General features: G+C 45.6%; 19 protein-coding genes. 8 read left to right on the forward strand and 11 right to left on the reverse strand.

Annotation, left to right across the window (positions count from 1 at the left end; translation table 11 throughout):
- Nucleotides 1-62: 62 nt before the first annotated feature.
- The 5 genes from ACMXI2_RS15680 to ACMXI2_RS15700 form a co-directional block, all read right to left on the reverse strand.
- A complete protein-coding gene (locus tag ACMXI2_RS15680) occupies nucleotides 63-674 on the reverse strand; it encodes a response regulator (protein WP_483777040.1) in 612 nt (203 codons plus the stop codon).
- Between the two features lie 111 nt (nucleotides 675-785).
- Nucleotides 786-2,003, reverse strand: coding sequence for a lanthionine synthetase C family protein (locus ACMXI2_RS15685; RefSeq protein ID WP_483777041.1), 1,218 nt, complete (start codon nucleotides 2,001-2,003; stop codon nucleotides 786-788).
- Between the two features lie 109 nt (nucleotides 2,004-2,112).
- Nucleotides 2,113-2,298 (reverse strand): hypothetical protein, encoded by a 186-nt coding sequence (locus ACMXI2_RS15690; RefSeq protein WP_483777042.1) that lies wholly within the window; start codon nucleotides 2,296-2,298, stop codon nucleotides 2,113-2,115.
- A 32-nt stretch (nucleotides 2,299-2,330) separates the two neighbouring features.
- Nucleotides 2,331-2,513, reverse strand: a complete 183-nt coding sequence (locus ACMXI2_RS15695) for a hypothetical protein (RefSeq protein ID WP_079472968.1) — start codon at nucleotides 2,511-2,513, stop codon at nucleotides 2,331-2,333.
- 16 nt (nucleotides 2,514-2,529) lie between these two features.
- Complete coding sequence (locus ACMXI2_RS15700) at nucleotides 2,530-2,691, reverse strand: hypothetical protein (RefSeq protein WP_159454461.1); 162 nt, start codon at nucleotides 2,689-2,691, stop codon at nucleotides 2,530-2,532.
- Nucleotides 2,692-2,947: 256 nt separating this feature from the next.
- On the opposite strand from ACMXI2_RS15700, the gene ACMXI2_RS15705 reads away from it, so the two are divergent.
- Nucleotides 2,948-6,061 carry a lantibiotic dehydratase gene (locus ACMXI2_RS15705; protein ID WP_483777043.1) on the forward strand — a complete coding sequence of 1,038 codons (3,114 nt, stop codon included), beginning with the start codon at nucleotides 2,948-2,950 and terminating at the stop codon, nucleotides 6,059-6,061.
- Nucleotides 6,062-6,100: 39 nt separating this feature from the next.
- Here ACMXI2_RS15705 and ACMXI2_RS15710 read toward each other — a convergent pair whose 3' ends face one another.
- Complete coding sequence (locus tag ACMXI2_RS15710) at nucleotides 6,101-6,592, reverse strand: hypothetical protein (protein WP_483777044.1); 492 nt, start codon at nucleotides 6,590-6,592, stop codon at nucleotides 6,101-6,103.
- Between the two features lie 367 nt (nucleotides 6,593-6,959).
- Here ACMXI2_RS15710 and ACMXI2_RS15715 point away from each other — a divergent pair, with 367 nt between their 5' ends.
- Together ACMXI2_RS15715 and ACMXI2_RS15720 are read left to right on the forward strand one after the other, a co-directional pair.
- Complete coding sequence (locus ACMXI2_RS15715; RefSeq protein WP_483777045.1) at nucleotides 6,960-7,832, forward strand: alpha/beta fold hydrolase; 873 nt, start codon at nucleotides 6,960-6,962, stop codon at nucleotides 7,830-7,832.
- 91 nt (nucleotides 7,833-7,923) lie between these two features.
- Entirely contained in the window at nucleotides 7,924-8,517 is a 594-nt protein-coding gene (locus ACMXI2_RS15720) for a dihydrofolate reductase family protein (protein WP_483777046.1), read from the forward strand.
- 99 nt (nucleotides 8,518-8,616) lie between these two features.
- Here ACMXI2_RS15720 and ACMXI2_RS15725 read toward each other — a convergent pair whose 3' ends face one another.
- The 3 genes from ACMXI2_RS15725 to ACMXI2_RS15735 are packed head-to-tail and all read right to left on the reverse strand — an operon-like array spanning nucleotide 8,617 to nucleotide 10,247.
- Nucleotides 8,617-8,856, reverse strand: coding sequence for a hypothetical protein (locus ACMXI2_RS15725; protein WP_483777047.1), 240 nt, complete (start codon nucleotides 8,854-8,856; stop codon nucleotides 8,617-8,619).
- A 51-nt stretch (nucleotides 8,857-8,907) separates the two neighbouring features.
- Nucleotides 8,908-9,555: a CatA-like O-acetyltransferase gene (locus ACMXI2_RS15730; protein ID WP_483777048.1), complete on the reverse strand. Its 648-nt coding sequence runs from the start codon at nucleotides 9,553-9,555 to the stop codon at nucleotides 8,908-8,910.
- Nucleotides 9,552-10,247 carry an HAD family hydrolase gene (locus tag ACMXI2_RS15735; protein WP_483777049.1) on the reverse strand — a complete coding sequence of 232 codons (696 nt, stop codon included), beginning with the start codon at nucleotides 10,245-10,247 and terminating at the stop codon, nucleotides 9,552-9,554. Before ACMXI2_RS15735 ends, ACMXI2_RS15730 begins: the two co-directional genes overlap by 4 nt.
- Nucleotides 10,248-10,328: 81 nt before the next feature.
- Between ACMXI2_RS15735 and ACMXI2_RS15740 the strand changes: the two genes are divergently transcribed.
- A complete protein-coding gene (locus tag ACMXI2_RS15740) occupies nucleotides 10,329-10,982 on the forward strand; it encodes a Crp/Fnr family transcriptional regulator (protein ID WP_483777050.1) in 654 nt (217 codons plus the stop codon).
- Between the two features lie 60 nt (nucleotides 10,983-11,042).
- Here the strand turns inward: ACMXI2_RS15740 and ACMXI2_RS15745 are convergent, their stop codons facing one another.
- Entirely contained in the window at nucleotides 11,043-12,443 is a 1,401-nt protein-coding gene (locus ACMXI2_RS15745; RefSeq protein WP_483777051.1) for a hypothetical protein, read from the reverse strand.
- Between the two features lie 140 nt (nucleotides 12,444-12,583).
- On the reverse strand, nucleotides 12,584-12,757 hold the full coding sequence (locus ACMXI2_RS15750) for a hypothetical protein (RefSeq protein ID WP_483777052.1): 174 nt from the start codon (nucleotides 12,755-12,757) through the stop codon (nucleotides 12,584-12,586).
- Nucleotides 12,758-12,832: 75 nt separating this feature from the next.
- Between ACMXI2_RS15750 and ACMXI2_RS15755 the strand changes: the two genes are divergently transcribed.
- The 4 genes from ACMXI2_RS15755 (at nucleotide 12,833) to ACMXI2_RS15770 (ending at nucleotide 15,390) form a co-directional block, all read left to right on the forward strand.
- The gene (locus ACMXI2_RS15755; protein ID WP_483777053.1) at nucleotides 12,833-13,075 is read left to right on the forward strand and encodes a hypothetical protein; all 243 of its coding nucleotides are present in this window, start codon (nucleotides 12,833-12,835) and stop codon (nucleotides 13,073-13,075) included.
- Between the two features lie 230 nt (nucleotides 13,076-13,305).
- Nucleotides 13,306-14,004: an HAD family hydrolase gene (locus tag ACMXI2_RS15760; RefSeq protein WP_483777054.1), complete on the forward strand. Its 699-nt coding sequence runs from the start codon at nucleotides 13,306-13,308 to the stop codon at nucleotides 14,002-14,004.
- Nucleotides 14,004-14,846, forward strand: coding sequence for a phosphoribosyltransferase family protein (locus tag ACMXI2_RS15765; RefSeq protein ID WP_483777055.1), 843 nt, complete (start codon nucleotides 14,004-14,006; stop codon nucleotides 14,844-14,846). Before ACMXI2_RS15760 ends, ACMXI2_RS15765 begins: the two co-directional genes overlap by 1 nt.
- Entirely contained in the window at nucleotides 14,836-15,390 is a 555-nt protein-coding gene (locus ACMXI2_RS15770; RefSeq protein WP_483777056.1) for a TerD family protein, read from the forward strand. Before ACMXI2_RS15765 ends, ACMXI2_RS15770 begins: the two co-directional genes overlap by 11 nt.
- Nucleotides 15,391-15,394 lie beyond the last annotated feature (4 nt).

Here is a 15,394-nt window from a genome sequence, read left to right on the forward strand (position 1 = left end):
TTGTCGAAAAATCGTGCTGCACCACTGTGAAAAAAATCCCTGTTTATATGCACGAGCCTGGCTCAGATCAGCACTTTGTTATCTACGGCGCATTTTATAAGCATCGCGGTATTCCGTGCGTTGAATTTGCCAAGCAGGTTCCGGCGATGACTATCTACCGTATCTGAACTGATAAACAGCTTTTCTGCAATCTCATGATTGGTATGGCCGCTGGCAATGAGCCATAACACTTCCCTTTCCCTTTTGGTAATATGTAACGGCAGCAGGTTTTTTTTAAGCGACTGCTTTAATTCTGCCGAAAGATAGGTGCGCCCGGAATATACGTCGTGTATGGCCCGCAGCAGCTCTTCTTTATCGACATTTTTCATCAGGCAGCCACTTGCACCGCTATCCAGCATCCCGGCAATACCGCTGTCGTTTTTATGGTAACTTAATCCCAGTACTGCCACATCGGGGTATCGTTTTTTAATGCTGGCACAAAGTTCTGCCCCACTGATATCGGGTAGCAGGGTATCCAGTAGTACTACATCGGCGGTGTGCTGATCGAGGAAATGAAGACAGGAAATTCCGTTCCTGGTTTCGCCTGTCAATTGAATATCTTTTTCCCTGCTGAGTAAAGATCGCAATCCTTCGAGTATCAATGGATGATCATCAACGAAATATAAACGGATCATGGTTTTTCTGTTTGCTGTAACGTCTGTATGCGATGGCATAAATAATATCGGGCGAACAACTGAAATGCTCATTTACTATGTATGTAATATAGTAAAAAAATCAAGACAAGTTTAATCTATCAGCATACATTCTCCCCATGCCGGTTTGATAGAGGTATCTGCAAAGCTGATCAACGACAGCCCGATGCCCGCAATACCTTCCAATACATTATGACTGTTGATATAATCGGGATGATGATAAAATTTATATCCTGCGGGCCCATCGTCCCAGGTATTCATTTGCAGGGTATTGTGCAGCCAGTAGCGGGAAGCGTTCAGCAGTGCGGCATCACCACCGGCAGCGAGTCCGGCCTGTTGCAGGATATGGGCAATACCTGCACTGCCATGACATAAACAGCCATCATGCACGGCGCCGTTTTTAACGTTCCGGTGCGTGGCAATATGTTTAAAAAGTTGTTGCGCTTCCTCCTGGTAATCTGTTCTGTTTAACCGTTTGCCGGCGCCCTGCAATGTGAGGGCAATACCAAGATCGCCATAGCACCATCCAAGCCTGCTGTGTGCATCGCCCATTACTTTATTGGCGGTGTTTACTATGGTGGGATAACGCGAATGTGTAGCTTCTGCCGCGGTATTTTTTGTGCGCAGCAGCCATTGAACACTGTGGTCGATTAACCTGCGGGAGCGTTCTTTTGCAATCCCTTTTTCATAGCACCGCGCCAGCACCGAAATAATGGCGGGCACGCCATGCGCCAACCCTAGATTAAAGAGGTCTTCATCCGGATGCTCCTGGCTTCTGCTGGAGAAATGATCTTTCCAGGCGATGCCGCCAGGTAAAGAGATGGCGCTTTCTTCGAGGTGCGCCACCAGGTTTTCCAATTGGGTAACTGCAGCAGTGGCCGGCAATCGTTCCAGGAAATAAAGCGCTGTGCCGAGGCCATGATGCAGGAAATCATTCCTGCCTTCCGCTAACTCGGATGCCATGAAATCCGCTACCAGCAGATCGATGTCTGCAAAGGTATCGTCCGTATCATCTGCTTCAATAAACCCCATAGCGTCCAGGTGCTGGATGCACCAGGACACGCCTGCAATTCCGCTGCAGTGAGAGCCATTCATGGGTTCTTCAGATAATGCCTGCAGGCATTTTTCAATGATGTGATGAACTTTGTCCAAGTGTTCCTCATTGCCGGTAAGCTGATAATAGTAGGCATAAAACAAAGCTACGCCGGTATATCCTCCCAGCAGGCTGGTATTGGTATCTTCCAGGATAAATGGGTCCAGCGCCGCGCAGATCCTTTGCAGTGCGGAGGTAGCCTCTTGCTGTTGATCCATAAAATAAATTGCCGTTATAAAATATATAATGGCAAAACACGTATGCATACTGCAATACATGTTTTGCCATACAGTCAGGTTGCTGTGAATATTATCGATCCGTTATTGATCAGTAGCGACAGGAGTCGAGGCTGCAGATAGGTGCGCCCTGGCTGATGTTGTCAGTACAAATCCGGAGCGAGCACAGAACGGAACAGGTGCCGACAGTAGCCGCCATCTGTTGTCCTGTTGCATTGGAAAGACTGGCCACTTTTATTTTACCCAGACTGAGTTTTTTGCCTGATTCTTTTTTCATGACACAATTTTTTAAACAGTACAATGATGAAATTAGAAAATACAGGAGTCTTCACTGCATACGGGTGCGCCCTGGCTAAGACAGGTGATCTTAATGCTGGGTACACAAGCCAGTGATTGGATAAACTGAGCAGCTTCCCTGTTTTCAGTATTTACTTTGCTGAGGTCGGCCACTTTGATTTTACCGAGGCTCAGTTTCTTACCGGATTTTTTCATGGTTGTTCAGTTTAAATTAGAAGCAAGGATCTTTGGAAATAGGCGGAGTACATTTCATAAACAGGCTGCAGCCGGTATATGTAGGTGCTTTACCATCGGCCTGTTCCTGGCTGCTGATACTGAGTTTAGCCACTTTCAATTTACCGAGGGCCAACTTTTTTACAGGTGTTTTTCTCATTTCGCAAATGTTTATGGTTGAAAAATAAATAGACAATAAGATTTGGCAGGTTTAGTATAATAGGGTCATCCGAAATACAGGTTTATAAGATTTACAGGATGGATGATAAATGTAGGGAGAAAGTAAGAATATCGGGATCACGTAAAAACGTGATTTTTCAGATAATGATGTTTAAACACCCTTTTTACCGGTTTTACGTGATACTTTGCTGTGGCAGAAAAAATTACCTTCATTTTTTTAATGTTGACCTTGCGCCATGATCAGAGCTGAAAACTTCTATGTGGTAAGAACACCGTTATTACCGGTGAATATTGTCACTCAGTTACACCATATCTCTCACGCCTCCCTTGCTCCTGTTATCAAAGCTATTTTCCGGGACGAATTCCTGCAGGAAGCTATCTATATTGCCTCTCCGGAGTTATACCAGGAATTGCAGAAATGGCTGGCCACCGACAGCGAAAACCAGAAGCTGGCATCAGCACTGTACCGCTACCTGCTGCGGATGAGCAGCAGGTGCACGCCTTACGGCCTCTTTGCAGGCTGCGCCACCGGCGGGTTATCTGATCATACGGCTATTCAGCTGAACGATAAACAGTTGCATAAAAAGCATTGCCGCCTCGACATGAACTACGTGGCAGAGCTGACCGCCGCCATTACCGCCGTACCCGCCATCAGGGAACAACTGCTGTATTATCCCAACAACTCCTTATACGCTGCCGGCGCCCAATACCGCTACGCTGCCTACAGCGTTAAAAATAAGATCCGCAATTATTACCTCACGGCCGTAAACTATAGCAGCTACCTGGAAAAAATGCTGGAAACAGCCAGTACCGGCGCTACGCTAACGGATATACGCAACAGCATTGTAAGCGAAGAAGAAGATATCAGCCCGGAAGAAGCTGAAGCCTTTACGGAGGAGCTATTGCAGAACCAGCTGCTGGTAAGTGAACTGGAGCCTACCGTTACCGGCGGGGAGTTTTTTATACACCTGGTGAACCGGTTGAAAAACCTGGAGCATACCGGGGAAGTAACGGTCCCGCTGACGGCCATACAAAGTATGCTTAACGGGCAACAAACAGGCACCGGCAAGTATACCACCACGCATAAACTGGTACAGTCGCTGCTCACAGAAACGAGCAATAAAGACCTGGTACAAACCGATCTGTTTCTTTCCACCGCAAAAAACACCCTGAGTCATACCGTTATCAATGAATTATCGGCCCAGGTAGCACAACTGTGGAAACTGGCCAGCAACGACAATAACAGCGACCTGCGGCAATTCTGCGACGCCTTCCGGCAACGGTATGAAGAGCAGGAAATTCCGCTCAGCCTGGCGCTGGACAGCGAAGCCGGTATCGGCTACGGCGCCCACAGCCAGAGCAATACAGATCATACGCCGCTGGTAGATCATATACATGTTCCTCCACGTAACACTGCAACTGCGGGTACCCGCAGTAAATTGCAGGACTTCCAGCTGCAGCAGTTGCTCCAGTGCCTGAAAGAAAATAAAAAGGTGATCACGCTTACCCGCGACCACCTGGAAAGCTTCCGGGAAAAGGAAATGCCTTCCCTCCCCCACAGCATGTACCTGATGGGAAGCATTTTAAGCAACAGCGCCGCCGCCATCGATAACGGCGACTACCTCTTTGATATGAATGGCTGCAGCGGCCCTTCGGCGGCTAACCTGCTGGGAAGGTTTTGTCATGGTGACGAGGAACTCGCCGCCCATGTAAAAGCCTGCTTAAAAGCCGAGGAAGCCAGCGACCCGGAAAAGATCTATGCGGAAATTATTCACCTGCCGGAATCAAGGACAGGCAACATCCTGATGCGGCCACGGCTACGGGAGTACGAAATTGTATACCTGGCCAACAGTCTCGCGCCGGAAGAGTACCAGCTGCACCTCTCCGACCTGATGGTGAGTGTACAACGTAATAAAGTAGTACTGCGTTCCCGTCGACTGAATAAAATTATTGTACCTCGGCTTAGCACCGCACACAACTACCGGCAGGGATTGCCGGTGTATAAATTCCTCTGCGATCTGCAATTCCAGGACTATCATACCGGCATTGGCTGGCACTGGCAGATCCCCGGCGAGGTTTCCTTTTACCCGCGTGTGCAATACGGCAATATCATCCTCAGCAAAAGCACCTGGATGCTGCACAAAAAAACATACCCGGCGTTGGCTAAAGCAACCCCGGAAAAGTATATGGAAATTTTCCGGGAGATCAGCGCCCGGCTGGAACTCCCCCGCTATGTAGTGGTGAAGGAAGGCGACAATGAACTACCCGCCGACCTGGAAAACGAAGTGGCAGTGCACCTGCTGGTAACCACCCTGCTCAAAAAAGAACAGGTGACCCTGCAGGAATTTCTCCATACACCTGAAAACTGCTGGATCAACGGCCCCGATGGCGCGCATACCAACGAATTTATTATTCCGCTCCGGAATATATCTTCCGAAAAAGAAAAAAAACAAACACCCGGAATACTTACTGCGCATACGGCTACGCCCCAACGAAAATTCAGTACCGGCAGTGAATGGTTATATGTTAAACTGTACGCCGGCACACGGAGCGCAGAAAATATCCTGAAAGAAAAGATCCTGCCGTTAACGCAGGAGCTGATGCAGGAAAACATCATTGACCAATGGTTTTTTATCCGGTACACCGATCCCGGACATCACCTGCGGATCAGGTTTCATCATAGCACTCACCCGCGTTTCTGGAGTACGGTACTGGAAAAATTGCACGCGGTACTGGCCACTGACAGTATATACCGGATTCAGACAGATACTTACGAAAGAGAAATTGAACGTTACGGCGCCGATACCATGCTATTTAGTGAAGCGGTGTTTCACTACGACAGTACCTGCGTAACCGGTATACTGGATCTATTGGAGGAAGAAGAAGGCGAAAACTACCGCTGGATGCTCGCGTTAAGAGGTGTGGACATGCTGCTGGATGATTTCGGGTACACGCTTCCTGCTAAATCGGCCCTGTTAAAAATGCTTCAGAAAAGTTTCTTTGAAGAATTTGGCGGTGAAAAGCCGCTACTGGTGCAGCTCAACGACAAATACCGGGAAGAGATGCGGACAGTGAGCAGTATTCTTGATCCCCTGCAGGATGGCGAACATGGTATTGAAGCAGCGGTGGCTTGCTTTCATATCCGCTCTGCCCGGATACAGCAACAACTTTCGGGCGTACATCTTGCCAACCGCGACGATCTGCTTTGCAGCTACATTCATATGTTCCTTAACAGGATCCTGTTATCCAATCAGCGTAAACATGAACTGGTGATCTATCATTTCCTCAGCAGGTATTATGAATCTATGGTGGCCATCTCTAAAAAACAACTCAAAGCAATTACTCACTAAATACCTATTCCTATGAAAAGGAAATCACCGGCACCCTGTTTAGAGCCTTTCCACTTCACTTAAAGGCAACCTGATTTCCGCCACCGGGTTTACCAGCTTCAACATCAGTTCTCCGTAATACAGGTAAAGATCGGCCACTATAGCGCCGTCTTTTACTTTCCATTTTGTGTTTGTTTGCAGGTAGCTTTTAAGTTTCTCCTGCAACTGTGCGGTACCTTTCCATTTCCGGATCTTCAGCAAGGCTACATACACTTTATATCCTTTGGGTTGCGCGGCAGCAGTCATCAGCTTCTTCATTTCTTCCGGGTTAGCGGCGTGGTAAATGCCTTTTCTATGATCCGCCGAAATGTGCAGCATGTGCTCATTTGCCTGTACAAGGGTTTTATAGGGTGTAACGAGAAAGGTCTCTATGGTGTCTGTATCAAAATGATCTTTCCCGCGCGGATAGCTTTGCCTTACGAAAGCAATGAAGCCATGCTTTGCCAAAGACATCACTAATTCGGGAAAGAGCAACGCCAGGGGATTATGCATGGACTGAATTTAACGTTCCAGGAAAGATACTAAGATAGTTAGTACCCACATAAAATAAAAAAGCCCTGATAGCCACTACAGCATGGTTATCAAGGCTTTTTTACATTATTCATTTGCTTTCTGAAACAAAAATACTAATTTATTTAGTAAATCCTAATTTATTTTTCCACCGGCATTCCCTTTCTTTCCAGCGGTATTTCTTCGTATCATATCCTTTGTTATCCACCTTTATTTCCGAACGGCTTACAATAAACTCATTTTGTCGGAATTCATCCCTCAAGTTGTCGTTTTTACCCCGGGTCAAATCCTGAAGTGAATGCTAGTTTTGTATTGTCAATAAAATTCAAACTAAAATTTAAACGACCTTATGAAAAATTTACTCAGCACACATAATGTTCTTAAATTAATCCTGCTAATTGCAATTACTATGTTTGCAGCATCCCCCTCAAACGGACAAGCCAAATCCTCCGACAGTGGTTACATACCTGTTAATGGCATCAAAGTGTATTATGAAGTACATGGCGAAGGCCGGCCTATCGTTTTACTACATGGTGCTTTTATGACAATTGATACAAACTGGGGTGAATTAATCCCTGAGCTGTCGAAAACCAGGAAAGTAATTGCCATTGAATTGCAGGGACATGGACGTACACAGTTTTCAGATAGAAAATTATCGCATGCAACTTTAGCAAGTGATGTAGAAGGAATAATGGACTACCTGAAAATTGACAGTGCTGATATAGCAGGATATAGTTTTGGCGGCACAGTGGCTTACCAACTTGCGATACAAAGCCCTAAACGGGTAAGAAAATTAGTAATCATTTCTTCTACCTATAAAAGTAATGGCTGGCTACCCGAAGTAAGCAATGCGTTTAAAACAATGAAGCCTGAACTTTTTACCAACACTCCAATGAAAGCCGCATACGATGCAGTGGCGCCTGATAAAACAAAATGGACAAAGTTCCTGGAACAGATGATCGCTTTTAATCATGTACCATTCAACCTGGGCGAAACAAATATTGCGAAAATTACTTCGCCTGTATTACTGATCTCGGGCGACAATGATGGCCTGGATAAAATTGAGTTGATAAAAACATATCAACTACTGGGAGGTGCTATATGTGCTGATTTTGGAGTAATGCCTAAATCGCAGTTGGCCGTTGTTCCTGGGCAAAGCCATGTCGGCCTGATGATGCAGACTAAAACAATATTGGGTTATCTGGATACTTTTTTAAAGTAACCATAATAAGAATAAGAGATATTGCCAGGCATCCTGAAAGCGAATCTTAAATCATAACAAAACCTTTTTTTAAACAATAAACTATAATACTATGAGAAAAATAATTGTTTTATCAATGATTACATTAGATGGCGTAATGCAAGCACCGGGCGGCCCCCAGGAAGACACATCAGGTGGCTTCAAATATGGCGGCTGGACAGCATCTTATGGTGACAAGGTTTTTGGCGAGATTATGCAAGAAGAGATGAAACCGGCAGAATATCTTTTGGGCAGAAAAACATTTGATATTTTCGCATCCTACTGGCCCCAACATGCTGACTTTTGGCCAGGCATCAATGATGGCAACAAATACGTACTGTCGGAGACCCTGGAAAAATCAGATTGGAAAAACACCATTTTCCTCAAAAGTCCGGCAGACATCGAAAAGCTTAAGAATTCGGAGGGAGCGGATATACAGGTTTGGGGTAGTGGTAAGCTCATTCAATTGTTGCTTAAACATGACCTGGTGGATGAATTCCGGCTGAAAATTTACCCGTTGATTCTTGGTGAAGGAAAAAAGTTGTTCGAAAACGGCGCGATCCCGGCAGCATTTACCTTAACAGAAAGCCATGTGACACCAAAAGGAGTTATTATAGCGAGTTACAAGCGGGCCGGAGAAGTCATTACAGGCAATGTTGGAGCTTGATTATAGGCTGAGGCGTTATCGGTCTTTCTCCGGGGTTTGACAAGTGTTAAAACTATATCTGACAGATGGACTAATACTACCGGGAATATGTATTAACTTTTAACTGCGTGATTTTATTTCAGTATTTATCTGATTCAATTTGATTATGCCTGGCAGCATAGTCAACAAACAACCGGGAATAACTGCAATTAGCGCAAAGTTTTGAGTCTTACTTATCAGGTACAAAAGTACCCCTTCCGCAATGAGGAGTACCATGCCAGTTCCAATTAGTACGCCGCTTAATGAACTTTTCCGTTTGTTCAGTTCATCCATTGTTAATTCAGAGAGCTTTTTATCCATAGAGGGGGTATTAAACGTTATTGATTTCCTTGCTAAACTATAAAATTCCGGCTATTCCCCCAATATATGATTTTCCCCTTCCTCCATTCTTCGCTGGAACCCATCCAGGAACTGTGCCACATGAAACCCATCCATCAGCGCATGATGTACATGTACAGACAGCGGCATCATTTTCCGCCCTCCCACTTCTTTCACTTTACCGAAAGTAATTTTAGGGCAGCTATCTTTAAACGAAAAGCTCCGCGCATGGGATACTGCGGTGAAATTAATCCAGGGCAGGGAGGAATAATGGATCACATTCTCTCCTGACACAGCCGGTATCAGCCCTGTACTTTGACGTACTCTTTCAATTTCCGCTTTGCTGCTGGCTTCGAAAGCAGCAGCATCTTCATAAAAATTCATATATGCGAAACCAAAAGTACCATCGGGCCGGTTAATAGTGGGCGATGCGTGTACCTGGTCGTATTCCCAGACTTCGTTGCCGGCAATGCGGTAGCGGAAAGGGGTAACTTCATTGGCGGCTGCCAGTGATTTGTGCAGGTAGCTTAAAAAGAAGGAATCCCCGCTGGCTTTGGCCTTGTTAAAGGCGGTGGTGCAGTCGATATCAGTGGCGACCCCAAAAAAGGGTTCCTCAAACTGGCGGAAAAAATTAAAGTGTTCCTTTCTCACCCAGGTATCCAGGTCTAATAATTGTTTCATAATATTAAGTGCGGCAGGATGTCTGCCATTGTATTAAACTGGTAAAAACGGGGGTCGTCGATGGTATGATCAATGTGTTCGTGCTGCCAGGTGGTATGATACGGAATATGGATAGCATGACCGCCCAATGCCAGCACCGGCAATACATCTGATTTCAGGGAGTTGCCCATCATCAGGAATTCTTCGGGGCGGCAGTCGAGGTGCTTTATTAATTTGCTGTAGTCACGTTCCTTTTTGTCGCTCATAATTTCGATATGATGGAAATAATGCTCCAGGCCCGATTTTCTCAGTTTGCGTTCCTGGTCCAGCAGATCGCCTTTTGTGGCCACTACCAGGCGATATTTGCCGGAGAGGGCCTGCAGCACTTCTTCTACCCCGTCGAGCAGTACAATGGGTTTATCCAGCATTTCTTTTCCGTACTGGAGCACTTTATGGAATACTTCCGGGCTGGCGGTATTTTCAGATACGCGCAACACGGTTTCTATCATGCAGAGCATAAAAGATTTTATGCCATAGCCATAGAGTTCCAGGTTCGCCATTTCTGTTTTAAACAGTTCCTGCGACACGGTATGATGCGGCAGATAATCTTCCAGCAGACTACAAAAAAGGGCTTCTGTTTCCTGGAAGTAGGGCTCATTTACCCAAAGGGTGTCATCGGCATCGAATGCGATCACGCTAATATCAGAGATCATTGTTATTTTTACGTTTTTCCGGATGCAAAAATAGAAACCGGCAGTTTATAAATCGGGACATTTGTCTCACCTCTTAAAAATATGTTACGGACTAATCCTGCTTTTCTTCATTTCATGGAACGGTTCACTGCCGGCGGCAGGGAAAGCGAAGCGGTGGCGATTAAAACCTATGCTACCGGTACGCGGCTCATCCGCCAGGGCGATACCATCAGCCATGTTTATATTATACGGGAAGGTATTACAAAATGTTATATCGAAGAAGATAACGGGAAAGACTATATTTTCGAATTCCTGGGCAAGGGCGAAATTACGGGGGATCTGGAAGGGATCAGGAAAGAAAAATGTCTTTGTAATATTGAAGCCATTACACCCGTAACGGTGTATGCCATTCCGCATACCCTGTTTAGCTGGCTGCTGCTCAACAATAGGGAGTTCAACGGGCTAATGCTGGAGGAACTGGTTATCCGTATCCGTCAAACCTGTATCCGCGCGTCTTACCAGCAGCTATACCCTGTGGAGTATGCGTTGCTTCGCCTGCTGGCACTGGAAGCGGAACAGGACATTGTTATTCCCAAAAAGGATATGGCGGCTTACCTCGGTATTACTACCCGGAGTTTTAACAGGACCTTGAAAGAACTGAGGGCCAAAAATATCCTGGACCCGCAGGGGATGAACATTGATCTGACCAGGAAGCAGCTGGAAGAAATACTGCGCCGGTTTGAGGATATGGGGTAACGGCTACCTGCCTGCGAAAATAAAGGGCTGTTCCTTTTTACAGCAACAGCCCTCCCCTGTTTATTTAAACAATCTCCATTCGCTTAGCTGAAAATCCACACTGCCATTAGTAGCTGTTACATACACGGCGTAATACTTATAGGCCGTGGTATTGGGAATGGCAAACTGCCTGGTTTGATTCCTGGCGCTGAATACCTGGTTGGTTTGCGTATCGAGTACAGTCCAGGTAATGCCATTATCAGAACCTTTCAGCTGCCAGTTTTTAGGATCACGGTCTATGGCGTCGTTACCGGAAGTGAGGGTGTATGATTTCACGGTTTGCGCGGCAGTAAATTGCAGCTGCATTTTAAAATCAGTGGGCACGGCATTTACAAACAATTTAGTGCTATATACGTTATCGGTGAGCTTCAGAGAGCCTTCTGGTGCGGAGGCGCCGCCGTTGTTTTCCTTACTCACGGTAATAGTGCCTGAACCGGTGATGTCGTCCGATGGATAGGTGATGCCCGGGAAATCCGTTTTTGCCTGCTTTAGTTGTGCGGTCCAGTCGTTGCCCTGTTCGTCTTTATTGCCAAAGGCGGTGAGTGCAAGTTGCTTCAGGTCTTTATTGGCTGCGCCGCTCCAGTAATGTACAAACTCCCCGAAGTTAAGCCCGCGGGTATATTCGGGGTAAGTGGTGATGCCGTTGTTGAAGGTTTGTTTGGGGAAATGCTGCGCCAGCAGTACGAAGAATTTATTCAATGCAGTTACACCGCCGTAGTTATTATAGATCGGGTAAAACCAATCCCTGAACCAGTAGGTGCCTGCGCGGGGGTAAGCATCCGTTTGCGTGATCTTCATGTTGTACCAGCGGGTAACATCGGCGCTGCGGCCCAGGGCCAGGTACACATCATACTGGTAGATCTCCATCCATTTGCTGTCGTGCCAGATACCGAAGGCCGGGGAGCCGTGTACCCCTTTGGAAGCGCCTTCCACGATATGCCCTACTTCATGGGTGGTGAGGTCGATGTCGTTGCCTGCGCCGGAGATCCAGGCATTGGGATCGGAGGAGCCTACATCTATTACGTTGCGGTAATCATGACTGGCATCCATATACGTAGAAGGGTGGCCACCGGAATATTTGCCGGAATGCAGGATTACAAAAAGGCGGGAATCGTCGCCAAAAGCGCCGTAGGTACTTTTTGTATAGTTCCATACCTGCGCGAGATAGGTATTGGGCCAGGTAATGCTGCTGTTTACATCGTTATCGAAATACACGGCTACGCTGGTATCATAAAAAACGCGGTTCAGCAGTTGTACGTGTTCAAACCAATGTTCCTGCCAGGTGGCAGGTGGCGTGGCTAATACCTGCAGGTTTGTTTTTCCGGGAACGGGTTGAAGATCACTGCCGGGAGCGCTTTTCTTTTCGCATCCGGACAGTATGCCCAGCACAATACATGCTGCAGCAAACAATAAAGTTTTCATACATTTTTTTTTAAGATGAATTAATGAAGGGGGTTTCGGGTTTTCAATTATGAGCAACTGCCCCTGGTGAGGCAGTTGCTACTCAATGCAGTTTTGGTTGTTCAGGTAGATAAGTTAACACATCTTTTCACGGTAACCTGTCAATAGATTTTAAACAAATGTAAACGGATATTAAAAGGCGTTCCCCGCTTATGCGCAGGCGGAGCTGCAAAAGTGATGGTGAACGACCGCCTGGTACTGCTGGCCGGCATCGACCTGATCCGGTATTTAATGTCCTTGTCTGCCAGCCAGATCTCAAAAATTGAACTGATCAAAAATCCTTCTGCCCGGTATAACACCGGCCACCACTTGATAAGTTATCACAGCCGGATACGTATACTTTTATCGCATTGGCAGCAATTACGGGTGATGGAGACATTCCCGCCGGTCAATTCAAAAAAACCGGCGTGTTGAAATTCAATATCCTGTGCCAGTTCAAGGGCCAGCCCGTGGGCCAGATCATAGAGCATGCCAAAAACAGCAGTTCCGACCTGGGAATTTCCGCAGGTGAAGAATGGATGCTTTTTGGTAGCTTAGCCGCCGGGGAACAGCGAATTACCAATACATTAACAGATAGTTTTGGTTTTTTGTGAAAGATAAAATCCTATATTAGAAGCTTGAAAAAAAGCAATATGCTGGCTTTTTTTGGTATTAACCCATAACTAACTGATTTTGGTAACAAAAAGATTAAACGGGAGCAACTAAATATTACTTATATTAATGTTACGCTATCACATTTTGGATTAACCCTAACAGGTATGCTGTTACAGGGAACCGGACCAACTAACAATTACCGGCGTGACGTAAATGCTATAAAAAGTACATGAACATATACCAACATTATTCTTTTGATCTATGGTTAACTTTAATAAAATCGAATCCTTTATTTAAACAGGAAAGGACGCGCTTTTTTTACAACCATTTCAATCAACACCAAAAAACGCTGGAAGAGGTAGGCCGTATATTCCGCAAAACAGATCTGCTATGCAATGCCATCAATGAAAAAACAGGCGGCAATATTGATGCGGAAGAAATGTATCTCATGGTGATCAGTGAAATGAATGATTACGACAATGCCTTTGGAAACATTGATCTGGCAGGACTTTACCAGGAGATGGATGCCTTGGTGCTTAAATACCTCCCGGTTATTTATTGTTCGGAAACAGTGAAAACATTGCGCAGGATAAAAGAATCGTCCGATAGCACCATCAGTTTACTCAGTAATACGGCCTTTATAAAAGGCAGCACGTTAAGACGCGTATTACAGGAACTGGAACTGGACCGCTTTTTCGATTTCCAGTTGTATTCAGATGAAACCGGTATGTCGAAACCCAATGAAAAAATGTTTCGCCTCATGCTGGAAAACGTGGCAACGGTAAGAAATGATACGGCAATCCCGCTAAGTAACATCATACATATTGGCGATAATGTAAAAGCAGATATCAATGGGGCACAGGTGACAGGCATTTGTACTTTACTGGTCAACTCCAATAATCAATGTATTTCAAGTTTACTTAACTGATGACAACAACCTATTCACTTCATAAGATCACCCATGCCGGCCATTTCGGGTTTTGCCCCGATGACTACAGCCGTTTTAAATTCGGGGACGACGCCGTTGCCGAAAAATTCGGGACCAGCCTGGCCGAAGGGTTTATTGAGCATCACCTGAAAGGACAGGAAGTACCGCAGTTTGTGGTAGTTTCCAGTCCGTACTCCTTCATTCCAACGGCTACCTTTGCCATGAAAAACTATTTCGTTTTTCATTTGAACCGGTGGCTGGCGGCGCACGGACACCCCGTTTTACAGGAAACCAAAGTGCATCGTACCATCACCTACAAGGAGGATTATGGTGAGCTGGATGCTGAACAACGGTTAAAGCTGATCGGCAACGACAGCTTCCACATCGACCGCCACTTCCTGATCGGGAAAAAGGTGATTTTCCTGGATGACATCAAAATTACGGGCGGCCATGAAAGGATGATCCTGAAAATGGTGGATGCCTATGACCTGTCCAATGATGTGTACCTGCTCTATTATGCGGAACTGCAGAATAAAAGCATTCATCCCAACATTGAAAACCACCTGAACTATCATTTTGTAAAGTCTATTTTCCACCTGGAAAAGATCATCCAGGGGGAACACTTTTTTATTAATACACGGATTGTAAAGTATATTTTGAACTACGATTTTGATTCATTTTGTATTTTCCTGCAAAATCAAACAGATAAATTCGTAAATCTTTTGTATAATATGGCCCTGGGAAACGGTTATCATACGATAGAAGTTTACCAGAGAAATCTGAACTTTATTAAAAATTACTTATTTAACAGAAAACATAAAAGCATACAACATGGCAATTAATTTGCAAAAAGGTCAGCGGCAAACGATTAATGCGCCCAAATTCGTAATTGGCCTGGGCTGGGACGCTAATGCTTCATCTACCGGCACCAGCTTCGATCTGGATGCTTCCCTGTTTGTAATGGGAGAGAATAAAAAGATTTTATCCGATCAGCACTTTATTTTTTACAATAACCTCGTAACGCCCGATGGCAGCGTAGAGCACACCGGCGATAACCTCACCGGCGATGGCACCGGCGACGACGAACAGATCAAGATTGACCTGTCCAAAGCAGATTCAAAAATCACCGAAATATGCGTGGTGGTTACCATCCACGATGCGGAAGCACGCCGGCAGAACTTCGGCCAGGTAAGGAATTCCTTTGTACGTATATTCGACCCGGTTACCAACGAGGTATTGCTGAAATACGAACTGGAAGAAGATTTCTCTATTGAAACAGCGGTAGAATTCGGAAGAATTTACAAACGTAACGACGAATGGAAATTTGAAGCAGTAGGCGTTGGCATGAAAGGCGGCCTGCAGGACTACCTGAACAAATACAATTAATCTA

The organism is Chitinophaga sp. G7 BAM 1005 (genome assembly GCF_057126945.1).

What these genes read in the sequence shown, in the direction of transcription:
- ACMXI2_RS15735 (WP_483777049.1), bottom strand. Translation starts at nt 10,247, where the DNA reads ATGATCTCTGATATTAGCGTGATCGCATTCGATGCCGATGACACCCTT.
- ACMXI2_RS15730 (WP_483777048.1), bottom strand. Translation starts at nt 9,555, where the DNA reads ATGAAACAATTATTAGACCTGGATACCTGGGTGAGAAAGGAACACTTT.
- ACMXI2_RS15720 (WP_483777046.1), top strand. Translation starts at nt 7,924, where the DNA reads ATGAGAAAAATAATTGTTTTATCAATGATTACATTAGATGGCGTAATG.
- ACMXI2_RS15690 (WP_483777042.1), bottom strand. Translation starts at nt 2,298, where the DNA reads ATGAAAAAAGAATCAGGCAAAAAACTCAGTCTGGGTAAAATAAAAGTG.
- ACMXI2_RS15765 (WP_483777055.1), top strand. Translation starts at nt 14,004, where the DNA reads ATGACAACAACCTATTCACTTCATAAGATCACCCATGCCGGCCATTTC.
- ACMXI2_RS15715 (WP_483777045.1), top strand. Translation starts at nt 6,960, where the DNA reads ATGAAAAATTTACTCAGCACACATAATGTTCTTAAATTAATCCTGCTA.
- ACMXI2_RS15760 (WP_483777054.1), top strand. Translation starts at nt 13,306, where the DNA reads ATGAACATATACCAACATTATTCTTTTGATCTATGGTTAACTTTAATA.
- ACMXI2_RS15745 (WP_483777051.1), bottom strand. Translation starts at nt 12,443, where the DNA reads ATGAAAACTTTATTGTTTGCTGCAGCATGTATTGTGCTGGGCATACTG.
- ACMXI2_RS15680 (WP_483777040.1), bottom strand. Translation starts at nt 674, where the DNA reads ATGATCCGTTTATATTTCGTTGATGATCATCCATTGATACTCGAAGGA.
- ACMXI2_RS15770 (WP_483777056.1), top strand. Translation starts at nt 14,836, where the DNA reads ATGGCAATTAATTTGCAAAAAGGTCAGCGGCAAACGATTAATGCGCCC.
- ACMXI2_RS15710 (WP_483777044.1), bottom strand. Translation starts at nt 6,592, where the DNA reads ATGCATAATCCCCTGGCGTTGCTCTTTCCCGAATTAGTGATGTCTTTG.
- ACMXI2_RS15705 (WP_483777043.1), top strand. Translation starts at nt 2,948, where the DNA reads ATGATCAGAGCTGAAAACTTCTATGTGGTAAGAACACCGTTATTACCG.
- ACMXI2_RS15685 (WP_483777041.1), bottom strand. Translation starts at nt 2,003, where the DNA reads ATGGATCAACAGCAAGAGGCTACCTCCGCACTGCAAAGGATCTGCGCG.
- ACMXI2_RS15695 (WP_079472968.1), bottom strand. Translation starts at nt 2,513, where the DNA reads ATGAAAAAATCCGGTAAGAAACTGAGCCTCGGTAAAATCAAAGTGGCC.
- ACMXI2_RS15740 (WP_483777050.1), top strand. Translation starts at nt 10,329, where the DNA reads ATGTTACGGACTAATCCTGCTTTTCTTCATTTCATGGAACGGTTCACT.
- ACMXI2_RS15725 (WP_483777047.1), bottom strand. Translation starts at nt 8,856, where the DNA reads ATGGATAAAAAGCTCTCTGAATTAACAATGGATGAACTGAACAAACGG.
- ACMXI2_RS15700 (WP_159454461.1), bottom strand. Translation starts at nt 2,691, where the DNA reads ATGAGAAAAACACCTGTAAAAAAGTTGGCCCTCGGTAAATTGAAAGTG.